Origin of the sequence: Thalassobius sp. Cn5-15 (genome assembly GCF_022347685.1) — a bacterium.
Classification (GTDB): domain Bacteria; phylum Pseudomonadota; class Alphaproteobacteria; order Rhodobacterales; family Rhodobacteraceae; genus Thalassobius.
This window is the reverse complement of record NZ_JAKRGF010000001.1, coordinates 37748-55728: the sequence shown is the minus strand read 5'-3', so window position 1 is coordinate 55728 and position 17981 is coordinate 37748. Positions and strand designations below refer to the sequence as shown.

General features: G+C 55.7%; 17 protein-coding genes and 1 tRNA gene. 8 read left to right on the top strand and 10 right to left on the bottom strand.

Translation table 11 applies throughout. The features are described from left to right. The first annotated feature begins 237 nt into the window (after positions 1-237). Positions 238-894 carry a response regulator transcription factor gene (locus MHM86_RS00255; RefSeq protein WP_239194559.1) on the top strand — a complete coding sequence of 219 codons (657 nt, stop codon included), beginning with the start codon at positions 238-240 and terminating at the stop codon, positions 892-894. Between the two features lie 110 nt (positions 895-1004). On the opposite strand, the gene MHM86_RS17105 is transcribed toward MHM86_RS00255, so the two are convergent. From MHM86_RS17105 to MHM86_RS00230, 5 genes are all read right to left on the bottom strand, one after another. After that, a complete protein-coding gene (locus tag MHM86_RS17105; RefSeq protein WP_304651005.1) occupies positions 1005-2657 on the bottom strand; it encodes a S8 family peptidase in 1653 nt (550 codons plus the stop codon). Position 2658: 1 nt separating this feature from the next. Beyond that, on the bottom strand, positions 2659-2934 hold the full coding sequence (locus MHM86_RS00245; RefSeq protein ID WP_239194557.1) for a hypothetical protein: 276 nt from the start codon (positions 2932-2934) through the stop codon (positions 2659-2661). A gap of 62 nt (positions 2935-2996) precedes the next feature. Beyond that, positions 2997-3413, bottom strand: a complete 417-nt coding sequence (locus tag MHM86_RS00240; protein WP_239194555.1) for a hypothetical protein — start codon at positions 3411-3413, stop codon at positions 2997-2999. 405 nt (positions 3414-3818) lie between these two features. Continuing rightward, entirely contained in the window at positions 3819-4121 is a 303-nt protein-coding gene (locus MHM86_RS00235; protein ID WP_239194553.1) for a hypothetical protein, read from the bottom strand. 127 nt (positions 4122-4248) lie between these two features. Continuing rightward, positions 4249-5172, bottom strand: coding sequence for a phage minor head protein (locus MHM86_RS00230; RefSeq protein WP_239194551.1), 924 nt, complete (start codon positions 5170-5172; stop codon positions 4249-4251). 415 nt (positions 5173-5587) lie between these two features. Here MHM86_RS00230 and MHM86_RS00225 point away from each other — a divergent pair, with 415 nt between their 5' ends. From MHM86_RS00225 to MHM86_RS00215, 3 genes are all read left to right on the top strand, one after another. Then, positions 5588-6058 (top strand): DUF2867 domain-containing protein, encoded by a 471-nt coding sequence (locus MHM86_RS00225; RefSeq protein ID WP_239194549.1) that lies wholly within the window; start codon positions 5588-5590, stop codon positions 6056-6058. A gap of 92 nt (positions 6059-6150) precedes the next feature. Further along, a complete protein-coding gene (gene hisF / locus MHM86_RS00220; protein ID WP_239194547.1) occupies positions 6151-6951 on the top strand; it encodes an imidazole glycerol phosphate synthase subunit HisF in 801 nt (266 codons plus the stop codon). Further along, positions 6948-7259, top strand: a complete 312-nt coding sequence (locus MHM86_RS00215; protein WP_239194545.1) for a phosphoribosyl-ATP diphosphatase — start codon at positions 6948-6950, stop codon at positions 7257-7259. The genes hisF and MHM86_RS00215 overlap by 4 nt, the downstream gene beginning before the upstream one ends. 77 nt (positions 7260-7336) lie before the next feature. On the opposite strand, the gene MHM86_RS00210 is transcribed toward MHM86_RS00215, so the two are convergent. From MHM86_RS00210 to rlmB, 3 genes are all read right to left on the bottom strand, one after another. After that, positions 7337-7810: a CoA-binding protein gene (locus tag MHM86_RS00210; protein WP_239194543.1), complete on the bottom strand. Its 474-nt coding sequence runs from the start codon at positions 7808-7810 to the stop codon at positions 7337-7339. 206 nt (positions 7811-8016) lie between these two features. Beyond that, the gene (locus MHM86_RS00205) at positions 8017-8355 is read right to left on the bottom strand and encodes a hypothetical protein (protein WP_239194541.1); all 339 of its coding nucleotides are present in this window, start codon (positions 8353-8355) and stop codon (positions 8017-8019) included. Between the two features lie 54 nt (positions 8356-8409). Then, a complete protein-coding gene (gene rlmB, locus MHM86_RS00200; RefSeq protein ID WP_239194539.1) occupies positions 8410-9186 on the bottom strand; it encodes a 23S rRNA (guanosine(2251)-2'-O)-methyltransferase RlmB in 777 nt (258 codons plus the stop codon). A gap of 136 nt (positions 9187-9322) precedes the next feature. Between rlmB and MHM86_RS00195 the strand changes: the two genes are divergently transcribed. Then, positions 9323-9406: transfer RNA gene (locus tag MHM86_RS00195), tRNA-Tyr, on the top strand. Between the two features lie 399 nt (positions 9407-9805). Here the strand turns inward: MHM86_RS00195 and MHM86_RS00190 are convergent. Beyond that, the gene (locus MHM86_RS00190) at positions 9806-11449 is read right to left on the bottom strand and encodes a methyl-accepting chemotaxis protein (RefSeq protein WP_239194537.1); all 1644 of its coding nucleotides are present in this window, start codon (positions 11447-11449) and stop codon (positions 9806-9808) included. A gap of 344 nt (positions 11450-11793) precedes the next feature. Here MHM86_RS00190 and MHM86_RS00185 point away from each other — a divergent pair, with 344 nt between their 5' ends. Then, positions 11794-12810: a hypothetical protein gene (locus tag MHM86_RS00185; protein ID WP_239194535.1), complete on the top strand. Its 1017-nt coding sequence runs from the start codon at positions 11794-11796 to the stop codon at positions 12808-12810. A 170-nt stretch (positions 12811-12980) separates the two neighbouring features. Next, positions 12981-14270 (top strand): O-acetylhomoserine aminocarboxypropyltransferase/cysteine synthase family protein, encoded by a 1290-nt coding sequence (locus tag MHM86_RS00180; RefSeq protein WP_239194532.1) that lies wholly within the window; start codon positions 12981-12983, stop codon positions 14268-14270. 71 nt (positions 14271-14341) lie between these two features. Here the strand turns inward: MHM86_RS00180 and MHM86_RS00175 are convergent, their stop codons facing one another. Then, positions 14342-15031 carry an SIMPL domain-containing protein gene (locus MHM86_RS00175; RefSeq protein ID WP_239194530.1) on the bottom strand — a complete coding sequence of 230 codons (690 nt, stop codon included), beginning with the start codon at positions 15029-15031 and terminating at the stop codon, positions 14342-14344. Positions 15032-15192: 161 nt separating this feature from the next. Here MHM86_RS00175 and MHM86_RS00170 point away from each other — a divergent pair, with 161 nt between their 5' ends. Beyond that, positions 15193-17862, top strand: coding sequence for a hypothetical protein (locus MHM86_RS00170; protein WP_239194528.1), 2670 nt, complete (start codon positions 15193-15195; stop codon positions 17860-17862). Positions 17863-17981 lie beyond the last annotated feature (119 nt).

The following is a 17981-nucleotide window of genomic DNA, read 5'->3' as shown; positions in this document are numbered from 1 at the left end:
TTACCCCTTTCAAATGCAGAATCATCATGAAACAGCCACCGTTAGTGAAACGTTAATTATTTCGATACAGCGGCGTTAAATTGGCTGGTGACACATTGAATGGGGGTTTCAAAAGGTCGCCCTGAAACACGAATCGATTCAGGAAAAACACTCTTTTGAATTGTTTTTTTGTTGTCCACCTGACGTTGGGCTAACAAGGGCACGGGTAAACAGCATTGACCAACTGGGTGGGAAACAATGCATAGAATTGCTCTGATTTCACAAAACACATTTTTTACACATGCATTCATGGCGGCAATGGACTTCGAACACATCGAAGTGAAAGTTCATGCTTGCTCTGTGTCTGAGCTGCGAATGCGCCACCCAGAAAAACAACTAGATCTGGCTGTCTTTGAACTGGCTGAGTTGAATGATCGTTTTGTATCAGAGCTACTAAAACTGCATCATCAAAGGCCCAAGCTCAAATCTCTTCTGATCCTGCCGTCGATTAACTTGGATGTTATGGAACGCGCCTTTCGCACAGGCTGTGTAGGCTGCTTGCCGTCAAACGTACCGATCGAAGCCGTCACACAATATTTGATGCTGGCGTCTCAAGGTCAGCGCATCCTACCGGATGATGCGGTTGATATGTTGCAAAAACTCACAAAACAAAAAGCTCCAACGACAACCGCAGAAGCCCTGCGCTCGAAACTGACCTATCGAGAACAAAACGTTCTGTCACAGCTGTTGACCGGTCAGCAGAACAAACAAATTGCTATGTGCCTAGACCTCCCTCTGACAACAGTGAAGGGAGATCTGAAATCCATCATGCGCAAAACAGGTGCTCAAAATAGAACGGCTCTGGCCATTGCTGCTGTAAAAACAGGATGGACAGAGCCGAAATTATATATGTGACGAAAACGCTGATATTTCAGTTATCTATGGAGAAGCACGTGCCCAACGCTATTTCATCGATACATACATCAACTGCGATCAACCTCTGTGATGATTGATCGCAGTCCGTTTTACCCGTTCTCTTTGATTGCCCGCGCCGCTTCCAGAGCCCGTCGAATAAGGTCGGACACCGCATCCCAGCTTTCATCCGCCGATGGTGATGGGGGTGGTGGCGTAGATGCTGCACGAAGAACGGGTAGCCCACTGCCTTGCCGCTCGGCCGGTAATCCTAAAGACTGACATTGGTTCAATACCGCATCAAACAGCGCTTGCGAGCGCGCGGCATTGCGCGCCATGCCCTGAATGGCAGGTGACAGTGACAGAAGAGCCGCGGCAACCCCTGCAACGTGCGGCGATGCCATTGATGTTCCATCATAACTGCCAAAGCCGGGACCGGGCAGCGTGGATATAATCGCCACGCCTGGACCACAGACATCAATTTCGGGACCATAGCATGTAAAGGCCGCAGAGAAGTATTGGCCATCCTGACTTTTGTGGGGCGTCACATGCCGACTATGAAAGCTGTCCGCAGGAAAACTACCAACTTTGCCAATCGCCGCAACAGCCATAACTTCAGGATAAGCGGCAGGGTACATGACAGGCCCTCCACTGTTGCCGGCCGCAGCAACCAGTAGGATACCTGCATTGCGTGCCGCCTGCATGCGCTGACGCAGAAGCTGAGACTCCTTAGTGCCCCCCAAAGACATATTAACCACATCGACATTCAGTTCGATCGCGGTATCAATGGCCGCAATCAGTTTTGAAAAGCTTGCCTTTGGAAACACCCGCAGTGGGAAAATATCGACCGGCTCAGCCACGCCGCGCATACCAATAGCATTGTTAAGAGCGCCGATAGTCCCCGCGACATGGGTGCCGTGGCCGCTGTCATCAAGCTTCCAATCCTCGTCAGGGTTACCATCAACGGCAAAACCGCGCCCGCCAGCCGCTGAAACATCCGGATGCCCATCGGCAAAACCACTGTCGATGACCGCAACACGAATGCGATTACCCGCGGGCATTGCAACGTTTCCAACCGCTTTGTTTCCCCAGAGTTCCGACTGAGGTGTATTTAAGGATGCTGGCAAAGCACTCAGCGTGACTATGTTGTCCTTAAGTGCCAGATTGGGATCCAAGATGATCTTACTCCAGAACCCAATCGCTGGTTTTATCCTCAACTCTTCGAGGCTGTCCAAGGTCTCGCCAAACAGACGCAGGGTGACGTTACCTTGGGTATTGGTCACCTGTTGATCAGACCAGACCTCTCCCATCAGGTCGACACGCGCCCCCGGTACCGCGACACCGGATTGATCCACGACTTTGATCGAAACCTTCAATTCCTTTGCGTTCGCAGGCGCAAAAACAGGATGCTGGCTCATTTCCTGCAAACCAGAATGTGTTTGCAGGAAGAGCTCTTCGTCTTGCTCAATAATCAACGCAGATTGATGGCGCTCTTGCAACTCGTGAACGTGCTGCTCTGTCAGTTCCACGGAGAGAGTATGAAGCGTATTGGTTTCAGGATCGCGCAACAATTCCATCGTGAATTGCCCTTGATCATCGCCCCCCTCAAGGGACGCGGTTCCGAAATCCGCTTGCGTACGATGCGCAATTTCAAGGCTCAATCGTTCCAGATCGACCTCGTCAAGATGTGCCGGTGTGATGTCTGGCTTGCCAATAAGGTATTTTTTCTTTTCTGGGCCAGCAGACTTTGATGTGACCTCTGTCATTCTATCCCTCCGCTTTGAGCTGTTGGTGGATCTGTGCAAGTTCCGTCGCAATGGCGTCCAGCTGTTGCGCCAGCGCCTCTACCCGTTCATTCAAATCGCTTTGCTCTGCGGGTGTGTCGGGGCTTGCCGTCAAGATTTCGACGGTTTCAAAGCTGGCTTCCAACTGGTCAATCAAAGTGTCGATTGAGACTTCACCTGCCTCAGGTCCCACACCAGAAAACTCTTCAAAAAATGCATCGATTTCTTCGAGATCTGTTCGGTTCAATGAGCCGTTCATAAATTCCTCCTGGACCAAAGTTGGCGGCGCCTAAATCATGAGCGGCGCCGCGCAAAGTGCGCTTAGTTGCGTGTGCAAGACCGAATACAAAGGTAGGCGTCATAGGCCGCACGAATGGCGGAGGCGTATTGTTTCGTTTTGAAATACGCGACCGCTTCAACCACTTTGGGCACACATTTCGCGCAATCGCCGTACTGACGCACCAAACGCACAATGTTCGCGATCAGCTTCTTTGCCTTGTTCCGCAGGAACTTACCAATGAAAGCTTCGTCAAAGTCATTGTCTGCCAGCTCAGACAGCGAACCAGCTTCAAATCCCAGAGAACCAAGCCCTGCGGCTTCCAGCTCAGTGTCCAATTCAGCAAAGGCCTCAGACAGCTCGCTGTCCATTTCCTCAAGGCCCATCTCTGCAAATTCGGCGTCCATCGCCGCAAATTCGGCCGCCATTTCATCCAATTCTTGTTGTGAGTATCCAGACATCCCTGTCTCCTTTGATTAAAAAAACACCAAACATTTGGCGGTTTGGTTTTCAGTCAATCAAAAGTGGAAATGCGCTCTCTTAGGAGAAATTACGAACTCCTTGGAGAGCACAATTCTAGGCTGAGGATCCGCAATGCCACTTCTACCTTTTAGCAAAATGCCAAATCAACGGAGCAGAACAATTCCGGGACAGGTCCAATTTCGTGCTGCATGCGCTGCAGCAACACTCCGAGAGGTCCTCTCTAGGCTATCCTGATGTCTTCGCCACGACTTGTCCCAAGGGCCGCTCTGGTATGAGACGACTTTCGCTGCATGCCGCATGAAGAGGCGAGTCGCGGGGCAAAGTGTGAATTCGCTGCGTTTGCCCCAATGTCGGCTATGAGAATTTCTTCGTCGAAAAGCGGCCTAAGATAGTGAAGCCGCCCAGCCCAAAAAGTCTCGAAAGAGAAAACGAACGCCCTCGTCTGGAATAACCCAGTCAGCCTTGGATTCTTTGAACCAAAGTGAACCGAGATCAGTTTCGTCGTCCGCTAAGAGTATTTCGCAGTACGTGACTAATTCCCGCACGGCTTGATCGCCATAGCCTTGTCGAAAGTCTTCATAGATTTGGTTGCGCCCGTCGGGGGTGTCGGCCCAAGCAGGATGAACGACATCTAAGTCTTGATGAAACTGCAAAGTGAAGTCGTAGAATGATTTCGGCGGCGTCATTTTAGTCAATCCTTGGATAGGATGTGATAATGATAAACCCATGCGGCATGTCCGGGGCGTGTTCAATAACGGTTCCCACGCCAAATGTCCGCCGGAGCCGTATCGGGGATGAAGCACGCTGAGTCGTTCAATATGCCTCAAAGCCTGTTATTGATCCAAAATCACTTGTTATGAAGGCTCTACGCAATCGCCCACTTGCGACCTCGTTCACAACGTCCAAGTTTCTCGCAAGATTGGAGTTCGTTAGCTTTTCAGCTGCTTCAAGTGACGGGAAAGTCCCATGTCGCCAGCGATATTGGCTTACGAAAAGCGTTTTGCCTCGTGGAGTGCTAACCGATCCGATTAGGAAGGCTTCGCTCTTTCCAACATGCAGGCCTATGGTGTGGCCCCCACCTGCTTCATGGACTGAAAGGTCTTGTGGGGGACCGCTGCCGTCGAAGTCGGCTAGAACTACGTTGCTTTGAGGTGTTGGCGCAATCGGTTCCGCAAAGCACCTACAGTTATGTGCTTCGCCGGGATGCCCGCCCGCCGGGGGATCCTCCCAACGAAATATCTGATCGTGATATTCTGCATGGCTATCGCGAACCTTGGCATCTTCCTGCGAGCGCCAAATATACCCCTCAATGCCAAGTTCTTCCTGCCGAAGCTGATTAATCAGTCCTGCAAAAGCGCGCAAAAGGCGTTCTTCCATGGACGCACGAAGCGGTCTGAGCCGTTGCGGGTGGTTTTGATATTCGTTGAATATGCTCTCAAGCCGCGCGTCCCACGCGTTGAGCGCTTCGGTCTTTGCATCGGACACATCTCGCAAATCGGATGCCGAAACAGTTGGCACTGAGTCAGGCGGCGTCAGCGCGTTCAGCAGCATCAGGGTGTTTTCAGCAATCACTTGATCGAGGCGTTCGCTGAAACCGGCCCGCAAAGTGGAGTAGTCTGGGAAAGTGGATTTGAGCGACAATCCCAAGCGGTAGCCAACCAGACGACCATGTCGCTGCGCTATTCTGTACTGGCTGTCGCCACCATGCTGGAGGAAATCACTGAAACTGTGTTGCATGGAACCTCCGAGTGCGTGCGAGACAGGTTCTATTCACAATTGGTAAAGAAAAGATAAGACCACCGTTCGCAACATACTCCGCTCGCGTCAGAACCAGACATTCAAGCGTTGCGCAGCATCTGAGACTTTGGGCTCGAAGCTGTCATTCGCCGCACGCGAGACGAACGACTGCACTGCTGAAATCGCATGGATAAAGAGCATTTTGAAACTTGGGGCTCTGGTCAGCGTCTATACGCTCTTTGTCCATGCTAACGTTGAGACCCCATGTTGACGGGCGCAATACGATAGATATTGGAGAACGATGAAGGCCGCGACAGAAGGCAACCTTTGCACCTGCGGCATTGCGTCTACTAGGTGGGACCCGTGCTTTCATGGTTAGTGATGCCGTCTGTCAGCTGTCCCGAGGAATCGGCCCATGCCTGCCCCCATGTCCAATATGCTTTTTGTTCAAACCAAACTGCCCGCGCAATCTGCCCTCTGGCAACATCACCGCGACGGGGATTTCATAGATTGCTACAGCTGCCCATCCGACATGGCACCACAGGATGCCGCCAGCCAAGCGCTGACGATGCCCTCTTGGGCCAAAGTGCTGTTGAACCTGCGCAATATCTTGGTGAAGCCTTTGGGGCTGAAGACCGAGACATCGGCAGAGGGGGACAACCTGTTTCCGGTGACCCACGACAGCGCAGATGAGGTGATTTTGGGCACCGATGACAAACACCTTGATTTCCGTATCGCCATCCTGCGCGATCAGGGGCGGATTTATATGTCGACCTGGGTGCATCCGCACAACCGTATGGGACAGATCTATCTGCAACTGGTGATGCCGTTTCACGTGCTGATCATGCGCAATTCAATCCGCCGGCTGGCACAGGCCACTGCCTGAGATCCTCCGCGGCCCGCGATCCTGATTGCATCCCTTGCCCCTGCCCCTTATGCATTGGGCAAAGGCGCAGGTGCGCGAAAGAGGATGCCAAGATGCTGAAAACCCGCATCATCCCCTGTCTGGACGTGGCTGATGGTCGCGTGGTTAAGGGTGTGAACTTCGTCGGTCTGCGCGATGCAGGCGATCCGGTTGAATCTGCCAAAGCCTATGATGCGGCGGGCGCGGATGAGATTTGCTTTCTCGACATTCACGCGACCCATGAAAACCGTGGCACTATGTATGACATGGTCCAGCGCACTGCTGAACAGTGCTATGTGCCGCTGACCGTAGGCGGCGGTGTGCGCACGGTGCAGGATGTGCGCAATCTGCTTTTGGCGGGCGCCGACAAGGTCAGCTTCAACTCTGCCGCCGTCGCAAACCCTGATGTGGTGGCCGAGGCCGCAGATCAGTTCGGCAGCCAGTGCATTGTGGTGGCGATTGATGCCAAAACCATCGGCCATGACGCAGACGGCATCCCGAACAAATGGGGCATCTTCACCCACGGCGGGCGCAAAGCGGCGCTGGACGGCAATGGAAACCCCATTGATGCCGTGGAATTTGCCAAACTGGTGGAACAGAAAGGCGCGGGGGAGATCCTGCTGACCTCGATGGATCGTGATGGCACCAAGGCAGGGTTCAACCTGCCGCTCACCCGTGCAATTTCAGATGCGGTGGACATTCCGGTGATCGCGTCTGGCGGGGTGGGCAATCTGGACCATCTGGTTGAGGGCGTGGCCAAGGGTGGCGCCAGTGCGGTGCTGGCGGCGTCGATCTTCCATTTCGGTGATTACACCATCCGCGAGGCCAAAGAACACATGGCCGCAGCAGGGATTGAGATGAGGATTGAAGCATGACCCTCGACGACCTCGCCGCCGTGATTGCGAAACGTGCGCAAGCCGATCCTGACAGCAGCTGGACCGCAAAACTCTTGGCCAAGGGGCCAGAAAAATGTGCCGAGAAATTCGGTGAAGAGGCCGTAGAGGCCATCATCGAGGCGGTAAAGGACGATAAGGCTGGACTGACCTCTGAGGCGGCGGATGTGTTGTTTCACCTCCTCGTCATGCTGCAATCGCGCGACGTGGCGCTGTCGGATGTGATGGCAGAACTGGCGCGCCGTCAGGGCCAATCCGGCATTGCCGAAAAAGCGTCACGGGCCAAGTAAACCAAATCGGTGATCGAAATCTGCAACAGATTTCACACGGGCATCTGGCGCAAGAAAGCCCCTGCCCTGCGCAAAGATCAGAGTTTTGAGGAAATCACGCCGGTGGCAAAGCCACCCATGCGCAATTCGCCAAACAGACGTTGATATTCGATCTTCGGGCAGCGGTTCATCACCACGTCCACGCCACGGGCACGGGCCTGTTCTGCGGCCTCGGCGCTTTCGACGCCAATCTGCATCCACACCGTCTGCAGCATCGGAAAGCGTTCAAGCGCTTCGTCCACAATCGGCGGCACATGTTCCGAGCGGCGGAAAATGTCGATCATATCCACCGGCCCCTCTACATCTGCCAGCGAAGCAACCACCTTTTTGCCAAACAGCACCTTGCCCGCCTGACCGGGATTGATCGGCACCACATCATAGCCCTTCAGCGACAGGTAACGCGCCACATAGTAGCTGGGGCGCACCGTATTCGCGGACACCCCCACAACCGCCACCCGTTTGGTGCGCCGCAGAATCGTTTTCAGGAAGTCGTCACTATATTCTTCGCTCATACCCATCGTTCTAGCAGCGCAACCGCCGCAAAACAAAGATGCCAACAAGAAAAAAGCGCCCAAACCAAGTTGGGCGCCAGTGCGGAACGAGGGACAGTGTAGTGAGGCGGGGGGTTCCAAACCGCGCCTCATGAACTTCTATCTAGGCACTGGCGTCGACATTTAAACGGCTGCTCAAGAACATGTGACACTGCCGTCAGCACGGATCAGTCGAAAATATCCTCAACCACATCAAACACCTCTTTGAACAGACGGGTGCCCCAGGGTTTGCGTTTCTTGGTCTTGCGGCTGGGGTGCGGCAGATACTTCGCCGGACGCGCCTGCGCGTAAGGGTCGGCGTAGATCACTTTGTCTTTCTTGGATTTCTTGCCCTTTTTGTCCTTCTTGCGGCCCTTAATCTGGCCGCTATCAATGGGCAGGCTTTTCATCTGCTGCAAGGGCGCGCCACAAGAGGCACAGCTGAGAGAAATGGTGTAATCCTCGATCAGCAATTCTGAACGCAGGCCGCAATAGCAGCAGGTGGCGATTTTACGTGAATGAGCCATGTGGGCAGATTTATGATCTCTGCCCACAAACACAAGGTCTTGGTTGTGGTGAAATCAAGGTTTCGCTGCATAAAGTGCCACAGCAGCGGCGTTTGAAACGTTAAGAGAGCCAAATCCGCGGGCGAAATCGATTTTCACCAGCTTGTCACAGGTTTCCTTGGTCTTCTGACGCAGACCTGGACCTTCGGCCCCCATGACCAGCGCGATGGGGCGATCACGATTGCCTTCAACGGCCTGATCAATGGTTTCCTCTGCTTCACCATCCAGGCCCAAAATCAGGTAGCCCATGTTGCGCAGCTCTTCCATGCCGTCGGCCAGATTGCGGATACGCAGGTAGGGTTGACGTTCCAGTGCACCGCTGGCGGTTTTGGCCAGAGCACCGGTTTCAGGTGCTGAATGATGGCGGGTGCCAACAACCGCACAGGCGCCGAACACCTCGGCAGACCGCAGAATCGCGCCAACGTTATGGGGATCGGTTACACGGTCCAGCATCACAACACGCGGCACCAGATCCGGTTCACCAGCGCAAACATGATCCAACTTACCCCAATCCAGCGGCTTTACCTCAAGGGCAGCGCCCTGGTGCACGGATTGCGGATCAAGGGGGGCGTTGAATTTGCGCGGATCGACCAGTTCTGGCGCCATGCCGGATTCGGCGATCGCGTCGGCCAGTTTATCGCTGGCGTTTTTGGTCACGATCAGCCGCAACTTCTGGCGCGCCGGATTTTGTAGCGCATCACGCACCGCATGCAGACCGAACAGCCAGACCGTTTCTGCCGCTGTTGCTTTCTTGGTCTGTTCTTTGGCGACCACCCATTTTGGCTTTTTCATACCCCAAAACCTTTCCGCATTGGTTGCCGCGCTTAATGCGATGCAGAAGTGCCGGCTGCAAGATATTTTCTGGTTGACGCCCCCTGCGGACCGCCGTAAACACCCCCTCACCAGACGGCAGCGCCGACTGGTAAGTGGGCGACAGGCCGCAAGGTGTGGCAGGGGACTGTAACTCCCTCGCGGAGACGCACGCTTGGTTCGATTCCAAGGTCGCCCACCATCTTCCTCCTCAGAAAGATGGTAAGAACACAGCACAAGATGCTGTTTTCTATATGATTTCTACAATCACCCCAAAAACCAACACCCCCAGTTCACTGCAAATCCCCGCTACATCCTTATTCTGTTCGGACAAAATACACTGGACAGATCTGTTCCCCCCGCATTGCATCCGCTGGAGCGCAGATGATCCAACGGCGTCACGACCAAGCTGCCCCACCTCATCAAACGCCCGATCAGCCTCGCAGGCAAACCTAGCCCCCTAATCGGCGTGGAGAATCAAAGCGTAGTCCCCCGGCCACCGCCCCGCAGACACAGGAGAATCGCACAGGTGATTCCCGGCCCCTCAAAAAACACCCCGCGTATTCGGGGCGTTTTACATTTTCTCAGGCGCCACGCGATTCTATGCGGCGCGGGGCGTCGCCTGACCCTCTGCCCGAATGAAATCCGCCTGATCATCGTCCGAAAGATCAACAGTCTGCTCATCGGCCACTGGTTCAGCGGTGACGTCTGTGAACGCAACATCCGCCCCCTCCCCGGTGTCCGTGATCTTGAAGAAGGAGGTGGTGTCAAACAAGTCCGCCGTCTGATCGGAAAAAGCGGTTGCCGCCGACGACAGCTGTTCTGCCGCCTCTTTGTTTTCCTGCGTCACATGATCCAAACGATGCACCGCTTCGCTGATCTGGTTCGACCCAATGCTCAGCTCTCGCGTGTTTGCTGAAATATCAGTGATAAGCTGCGAGGTCTCTTCGATATCGGGCACCAGCTGCTCCAGCATCTTACCTGCATCAATTGCAGCTTTTACCGTTTCCGCTGAAAGCGCACTGATCTCGCCTGCAGCCTGCTGCGAGCTTTCTGCCAATTTGCGCACCTCTGTCGCCACCACGGCAAAACCTCTGCCGTTTTCGCCAGCCCGCGCCGCCTCTACCGCAGCATTCAGTGCCAAGAGATCCGTCTGACGGGCAATTTCCTGAAGAATGCCGATGCGCTCACCGATGGTTTTTACCGCATTGGCCGCGTCAATCACCGCCTCACTAGAGGAGCGGGCATCCGCGACCGCCTTGCGGGCGATCTGTTCGGTCCGGCTGGCGCTATCCGCGTTGGCCGAGATATTGGCCTTCATTTCTTCGACTGCCTCTGACACCTCTTCGGTCGAAGCTGCCTGAATGTTGGCACCATTGGACAATGCGTCAGAGGTGGTGGCAACCTCATTTGATCCCGCCTTCAGACCGGATGCAGCGGCACTGACCCGCCCAATTGTGTCGCGCAGCTGCACAACCATATCTTGCTGCGCCCCCTGCAATGCGGTGATTTCACATTTGTCGGCCACACGCTGACTCTGGGTCAGATCACCAGAAGCAATTTGATGCGTTAAGTCCACGGCCTTGCGCATCCCCCGCGACACGCCACGCGAAATGTAAATGGCAAAAGAGAGAGAAATCAGAACGGCAATGACTGTTGTGACAATCAATTTGTCCCGCGTCGCCTGATAGGCCGCATCAGACGCAACCAGCGATGCAGACAGGCTGGCCGCATAAAGCCCCTGCAGTTTCGTCGCCAGTCCGGTCGCCTCTTCGATGATCGCTTTCAGCTGGGTGTGATAAATCTCTTTGGCCTGCGCCGGATCCTGCTGCGACAGTGTGACGGCCTTTTGGCTCTCGGTCAGAAATTGCTGAATTTTGGCCTCTAGCCCACTGAGAATCTCAGCCTCACTTTCAGTGGCCATACCCTTCAACTCTCCCGTGACATAGGACGCTAGGAAGGCCTGTTTTTCCAGATCGTCCTGAAGCGCCGGAATTCTCTTTGGATCATCCGACGCATCCCCATGCCATTCGATCAAAATATCCGCCAAATTCAGGCGGATCTGCTGCGTCATCAGCAAAAGATCTTTGGTGTAGAGGTATTTGGTGGAATCGGTTGTACCGATTTTCTGTGTTGTTTGATTAGACGATTGCAGGGCAGTGTTTGCCACAAACAGACTGCCGCACAGGATGAACAATATCGTAGCGAAGGCAAGATAGAGTTTTTTGACAAGCGTAATTCGCATTTAAACCTCAGCTTTCTGAGTAGTACTCTTGGACGCACACAGGCACAAAATTGGACAATGAAGAAAGCATGGCTGGCATAGACGCGGACAGTTGCGTGTTGAAGGCGGGGCCAACTTTCAACTCGAAGCAGATATCTTAGGGTAAAATACGGTATGAACGCTGATACCTTTAGCGGCATGCGCGTCATTAGCCACATCAACCCCAACCATCGCGCGCAGATCGCAACAAACGCCAATCGGGCAAAAACCTTCATTCCACCCTGTCTTGACACGCGCCCTGCCACTATAGTGTCTGAAAACAATGACAGTGAAACACGATCCCTTTTGTTTGAGGCAGTTTAACGATGGCTAAATCCAATCCACGCAGTGCCGCTGCGGAAACGTCTTTCAATCTGGTGATCGTCGCCCATGCGGGCCGTCTGCAATATGAGGCAGTGCTGTTCGCTGCGTCCTTCCATAAAACCAATCCAGATTTTCAGGGTCGTTTTTTCGTCGCGGTGCCAGAGGCAGGCCCGAAATGGCCAAGTGATCCGATGATTGATGATCCCCGCATCATCGATTTACTGGAAGGGTTCGGCGCCGAAATCATTCGCTTCCCCTCGGTGCATTTTGGCGCCGACTACCCCTATGGCAACAAGATCGAGGCGCTGATGGCCCTGCCAAAAGGGAAGCCGTTTGTATTTTTCGACACCGACACGCTGATCCTGGACAACCTTTCAACCGTGCCGTTTGATTTCAACCGCCCCGGTGCGTCTGAACGGGTCGAAGGCACTTGGCCAGTGATGGAACTCTATGGTCCCGGCTATACCGAGATCTGGAAATCGCTCTATGATCGCTTCGATCTGGATTTTGACAGTTCGCTGGATATGGATCAGCCGGACGAATATTGGCGCCGCTATCTTTACTTCAATGCCGGCTACTTCTTCGGCTCCTGCCCACATGAATTTGGCGCGCTCTTCGCTGAATATGCCACCAGCATCCGCAATGATCCTCCCGCCACGTTGGTCTGTCAGCCACTGAACCCGTGGCTAGATCAGATCGTGCTGCCCTTGGTGATCCATGCGCTTGGCGGCGGACGCGGCGCACTGCCTGAGGGCATGCTGGATGGATCGGTCAGCTGCCACTATCGGTTTATGGCGCTACTTTTTGCCCGTGAGAGCGATGCGGTGATTGATTTCCTGCACGACATCACCACCCCCCATCCGGTGAAACGGGTGTTGAAAGACTATGATCCGATGAAGCGGTTCATTTTCCAGAACAAGGGCAACAAGGCGCGCGGGCTGTTTGATCAGGACGACCTGCCAGCCAAAGAGATCCGGATTCGTAAGCGATTGAAGAATCACAACCTTTGGGTGCGATAGGTGATAGACCACCCGAATAATGCCGGCGCAGAATTCTGGTCCAGAATTCCGCCGGAAAACGGATCATTTTCCGTATCTTTGCGGCGACCCCCCCGCCACAGTTGTTCACCATTCCGTGATCGCCTATCCCTGAGGGCAAAGATCCAACCGTTCTAGAGGAGGAACATCGCATGACCGACGCCCCCAACTATGGCTTCGACACCCTGCAAATCCACGCAGGCGCGCGTCCCGATCCCGCCACTGGTGCCCGCCAGACGCCGATCTACCAGACCACCGCCTATGTGTTCCGTGATGCCGATCACGCTGCCGCCCTGTTTAACCTGCAGGAGGTTGGCTATATCTACTCCCGTCTGACCAACCCCACCGTTGCGGTTTTGCAGGAACGTATTGCAACGCTGGAAGGCGGCGTTGGCGCGGTATGCTGTTCGTCCGGCCACGCCGCGCAGCTGATGGCGCTGTTCCCCTTGATGCAGCCGGGCAACAACGTTGTGGTCTCCACCCGTCTTTATGGCGGTTCTATCACCCAATTCAGCCAGACCATCAAACGCTTCGGTTGGTCGGCCAAATTCGTCGATTTCGAAGATCAAGCCGCGGTTGAGGCCGCTGTAGATGACGGCACCCGCGCGATTTTCTGTGAATCGGTCGCCAACCCGGGTGGCTATGTGACCGACTTGCCCGGCATCGCCGCGATTGCCAACAAAGTAGGCCTGCCGCTGATCGTTGATAACACCTCGGCCACGCCCTATCTGTGCAACCCGATTGCCCACGGCGCCACGCTGGTGGTGCATTCGATGACCAAATATCTGACCGGCAACGGTTCTGTCACCGGTGGCGTGGTTGTCGACTCGGGCAAATTTGACTGGGCGGCCAGCGGCAAATTCCCATCACTGTCCGAACCAGAACCCGCCTACCACGGCCTGAAGTTCCAAGAGACCTTCGGCCCGCTGGCCTTCACTTTCCACGGCATTGCCATCGGTCTGCGCGATCTGGGCATGACGCTGAACCCGCAAGCGGCGCACTACACGCTGATGGGCATCGAAACCCTGTCGCTGCGGATGGAACGCCACTGCGAAAACGCTCTGAAGATCGCGGGCTGGCTGGAAAACAACGACCATATTGAGGCCGTGACCTATGCTGGCCTCGACAGCTCCCCCTATAAGGCACGCGCGCAGGAAATCTGCCCGAAAGGCACAGGTGGTCTGTTCACCGTGGCCCTCAAAGGTGGCTATGATTCCTGCGTGAAGTTCGTAGAAACCCTGAACCTGTTCAGCCACGTGGCCAATCTTGGCGACACCCGTTCGCTGGTCATCCACCCCGCCTCGACCACCCACCGTCAGTTGACAGAAGAACAACAGATCGCCGCAGGCGCAGGCCCGAACATCGTGCGGATCTCCATCGGGATTGAAAACGCCGAAGATCTGATCGCAGATCTGGAACAGGCGCTGACCGCCTCGGCCTAAGTTGAGCCGCGTTGGAACCTGAAAAGGCCGGACCTGCGTCCGGCCTTTTTGCATTCATTGACAGAGCTGACTCACTCCAGCTCAATCACCAATGTCACGCTTTGGCTCATCTGCACCTCACCAGCCTCAACCGGCATATCCGCCATCGCCGACATCTCCATACGCATCATCGGTATTGGGGCGCCATGCTGCACACCGGTCGAGATCGAAATCACATCGCCCAGACCAACGCCCGCCGCCTCAGCATAAAGTGCAGCCTTGGCCAATGCATCCTTCACTGCCGCCTTGCGGGCCGCATCCTCCAGTGGGCGAGGTTCCGACACAGAAAACTGCAAGCCATTGAAATTATTTGCGCCATCCGCGACCACAGCGCTTAGTACCGGCCCCACCTGGGCCAAATCACGCACATGAACGCGCAGGGTGTTTGACACTTCATAGCCATCAAAACGGCGCTGGTTATTGGACCCATAGCTTTCCAGCCGTTGCAGTGACAGGTTCGAGGTCTGCAAATCCGCGCCTTCAATCCCCATCTCTTTCAGCCGTGCCACAACCGCCTGCGCCGCTTCTGTAGCGCTTGCCATCGCAGCCTGCGGATCGTTGTGCCGTTCGCGCACGCCCAATGTCAGGGTCGCCATATCCGGCGCCGCTGCAACCACGCCTTCTCCGGTCACGGTGATCTGGCGCAGCACTTCAGCCGAAACTGGCGTCATTGTCAGCGCAAATGCCAACGCGGAGGCGTAGATTTGGGGAATAAATTGCATAGTCTTCTCCTCAGACAATCTGCCTGCATACTTGGGCTGAGGCGCCCGTGATCACAAGGGAGAGTGTGCAGCTTATCTTCCCCTCGGCAATAAGCTGCTTTATTCTGAACAAAGCCGCAAAACCCCTCCCCCAGCAAACGTTGAAGTGGTAAGCCAATCCCATGAAGCCGAATTTTGCATTATCGCTTTCGTTTGAAGGCATTGACCTGCTTTACCGTGCGCCTGATGGCTGGCGCGCCGTAGGCCATGCGTCCTTTGAGGATGCCGATCTCAGCGCTGCGATCACCAATCTGCGTGCTCAGGCCGAAGGGCTGGGCGATGATGGGCTGACGACCAAGCTGATCTTGCCGGAAAATCAGGTCAAATTTATTGAAATCCCCCTGCAGGGCCTTCGCCCGTCGCAGTACAGGATGGCGGCAGAAAACGCTCTGGATGGTACAACGCCTTATCCGCTGCAGGATCTGGCCATCGACTGGCAGGCCAAAGGCAGCCTGCTACACATCGCTGCCGTCGCCAAAGAGACGCTGGCAGAGGCTGAAGTTTTTGCGCAAGAGCACGCCTTTAATCCGGTGAGCTTCACCGCTCAATCGACTGGAGACTTCCCCGGGGAGCCGTTCTTTGGCCCGACCGATGCCGCAGCCCAACTGCTGGGCGGCGCGGTGGAGCCGGATGTTGAAGCGACGACTGTGATCGGCCCAGTGATCACACCACCCCCTGCCCCAGAAACACCCGCACCGATCGAGGCAATCAGCGCTCCGGCTGTTGAGTTGATGGATGCCCCCGCCAACGTGACTGACAGCGCGGCAGAGAGCGCGACAGTCACTGAGCCCACGCAAGCCACTGATTATGCGCAAATGGCGCTGAATATTGAGGATGAGCTGGGCCCTGCCGTTCCTCTTTCTGCCGAAGAACTGGAAATCGCTGATACAGCGGATGGTGAAAGGCAGGATAGCGAAACGCAAACGGTGACAAACGGTCTGCCGCCCGCCGCTGACCTCTTCGCCACCGCCCCAGACGGACCTGACGATGAGGAAATTGGACAAACAGACGAGGCGCCGCAGAACGACGCAGCGACAGCAGCCCAGCCTGCGAACGGGTTTGCCTTCGCCAGTGTTCGTGCCCCGCGTGAAGATAACAACGCCCCAGCGCTGAATGGCGTCAGCCGCGACGCGACGGTGTTTGAAGGTGTGCGCAAACTGACCCTGCGCCCGGATCAACAGGCAGCTGGCGTAGCAGCCCCTGCTGCGGCGCCCCCTCCCGCGGTTGCCGAAGACAGCGACGAAAAAAGCGCCGAGGCCCAGCCGACCGATCCGCTGGCCGTGGCCGCCAGCCTTGCAGCCAGTGCGGCCGATCTGGCGATGGCCGCAGAGGAGATGCCTGCGACAGCGCTAGCAAAGACCAACACGCCGCAGGATGCGACAGCAGACACTCCCGCCCCCCAGCCTGATGCAATCGCAAACAGCGTTTTCGCGACACAGGACAGCCAGCAGGTCGGTGGTAAACCGCGCTATCTGGGCCTGTCGTTGATGGCGCTGTTGCTCCTTGGTTTTGTCGGTGTCTTCGGCTGGTCCTTCCTTGGGGAAAACGGCAGTGGCACCGTTGCACTTGACGGCAACAACACACCAGAAACCGCTGAAAATATTACAAAATCATCCGAAGTAGAATCGCCATTACCGGCCGTAGAGGGCACCGCGATCAGCGCAGCGCCGGACACATCCGAGGTCACCGATCTGCCGCCGGAACTGCAGTATGAACCGGAAGCACCGGCAGATAACACCGCAGAGTCTGCGCCCGAAACACCTGACACATCAGACACCTCCGGCGCGACCGTAGACATCTCTAGCGCCGAACGCTATGCGGCCAGTGGCATCTGGCAAGAGGCACCGCAAACGCCTGCAGCACCGCAAACCACAGCGCTGGATGATCTTTACATTGCCTCAATTGACCCCAGCGTGTCTGCCTTCGATGCGGTCGCACTGCCCGATGCAAATCGCGTGCGCTCTGACATCACACCGCCAGCGCAATCGCTGCCAGCAGCGGCGGGCACCACCTTCTCTTTTGATCAACGCGGATTGGTCACCGCCACCGCAGAGGGGGCGTTGACCCCCGACGGCATCCTGATTTTCGCAGGTCCGCCGCCGCTGCGACCGCGCAACCTGCCGGAACGCACATCCCCTGCGGCCACTACAACGGGCGCAATCAGTCCCGAAGAACTGTCTCGTCGTGCCAAGGTTCGCCCTAAAGCACGGCCCGAAGGTCTGATTGAAGAAAACGAGCGCAGCCAGTTGGGCGGGCGCACCCGAAATGAATTGGCCGACCTGAGACCCAAACTACGGCCCGAGAATCTGGCCGCAACCGTGGCGCTGGCCAACGCTGGTGCCGCAAATAATCTGGACTTGCTCAACAGCGCGTCACAGCCGCTAGTGGATCTGAGCGGGGAAACCCGAGACGCCATCAACGATGCGGTGGCCAGTTCCGTTGGGGCCACCTCACTGAAACCAAAACTGCGCCCCAAAAACCTCGACACTTCGGTCGCTACTGGCACGCAGGTCGCCTCTGCCGCGCGGTCACAGCCGCAACTCCCCTCTTCTGCCTCGGTCGCGCGTCAGGCGACAGTGAAAAACCAGCTGAACCTGCGCAAAGTGAACCTGATCGGTGTCACCGGCAAATCCGGCGCGCGCAAAGCACTGGTGCGGATGAAAAACGGGCGTGTGAAAACCGTAAGTGTCGGCGACCGTCTGGATGGTGGTCGGGTGAAGGCGATTGACAAGGACGCCCTGCACTACACCCGTTCGGGACGCACAGTGGTTCTGAAAATGCCCAAGGGCTAACGCCCCCACCTGCACCGCGAAATGATCAACAAGCAGGCCTCTTTGCCACAACAGGCCTGTGTACTGGTGTCGATCTGCCAAACCCCTTGCAGCATCGAATTTCTACGGTATCCTCACAT

Coding starts and splice junctions, on each gene's coding strand:
- MHM86_RS00235 (WP_239194553.1), bottom strand. CDS start 4,121: ATGACGCCGCCGAAATCATTCTACGACTTCACTTTGCAGTTTCATCAA.
- MHM86_RS00210 (WP_239194543.1), bottom strand. CDS start 7,810: ATGAGCGAAGAATATAGTGACGACTTCCTGAAAACGATTCTGCGGCGC.
- MHM86_RS00175 (WP_239194530.1), bottom strand. CDS start 15,031: ATGCAATTTATTCCCCAAATCTACGCCTCCGCGTTGGCATTTGCGCTG.
- MHM86_RS00205 (WP_239194541.1), bottom strand. CDS start 8,355: ATGGCTCATTCACGTAAAATCGCCACCTGCTGCTATTGCGGCCTGCGT.
- MHM86_RS00215 (WP_239194545.1), top strand. CDS start 6,948: ATGACCCTCGACGACCTCGCCGCCGTGATTGCGAAACGTGCGCAAGCC.
- MHM86_RS00225 (WP_239194549.1), top strand. CDS start 5,588: ATGCCTGCCCCCATGTCCAATATGCTTTTTGTTCAAACCAAACTGCCC.
- MHM86_RS00190 (WP_239194537.1), bottom strand. CDS start 11,449: ATGCGAATTACGCTTGTCAAAAAACTCTATCTTGCCTTCGCTACGATA.
- MHM86_RS17105 (WP_304651005.1), bottom strand. CDS start 2,657: ATGACAGAGGTCACATCAAAGTCTGCTGGCCCAGAAAAGAAAAAATAC.
- MHM86_RS00170 (WP_239194528.1), top strand. CDS start 15,193: ATGAAGCCGAATTTTGCATTATCGCTTTCGTTTGAAGGCATTGACCTG.
- MHM86_RS00240 (WP_239194555.1), bottom strand. CDS start 3,413: ATGTCTGGATACTCACAACAAGAATTGGATGAAATGGCGGCCGAATTT.
- hisF (WP_239194547.1), top strand. CDS start 6,151: ATGCTGAAAACCCGCATCATCCCCTGTCTGGACGTGGCTGATGGTCGC.
- MHM86_RS00230 (WP_239194551.1), bottom strand. CDS start 5,172: ATGCAACACAGTTTCAGTGATTTCCTCCAGCATGGTGGCGACAGCCAG.
- MHM86_RS00255 (WP_239194559.1), top strand. CDS start 238: ATGCATAGAATTGCTCTGATTTCACAAAACACATTTTTTACACATGCA.
- MHM86_RS00245 (WP_239194557.1), bottom strand. CDS start 2,934: ATGAACGGCTCATTGAACCGAACAGATCTCGAAGAAATCGATGCATTT.
- MHM86_RS00185 (WP_239194535.1), top strand. CDS start 11,794: ATGGCTAAATCCAATCCACGCAGTGCCGCTGCGGAAACGTCTTTCAAT.
- MHM86_RS00180 (WP_239194532.1), top strand. CDS start 12,981: ATGACCGACGCCCCCAACTATGGCTTCGACACCCTGCAAATCCACGCA.
- rlmB (WP_239194539.1), bottom strand. CDS start 9,186: ATGAAAAAGCCAAAATGGGTGGTCGCCAAAGAACAGACCAAGAAAGCA.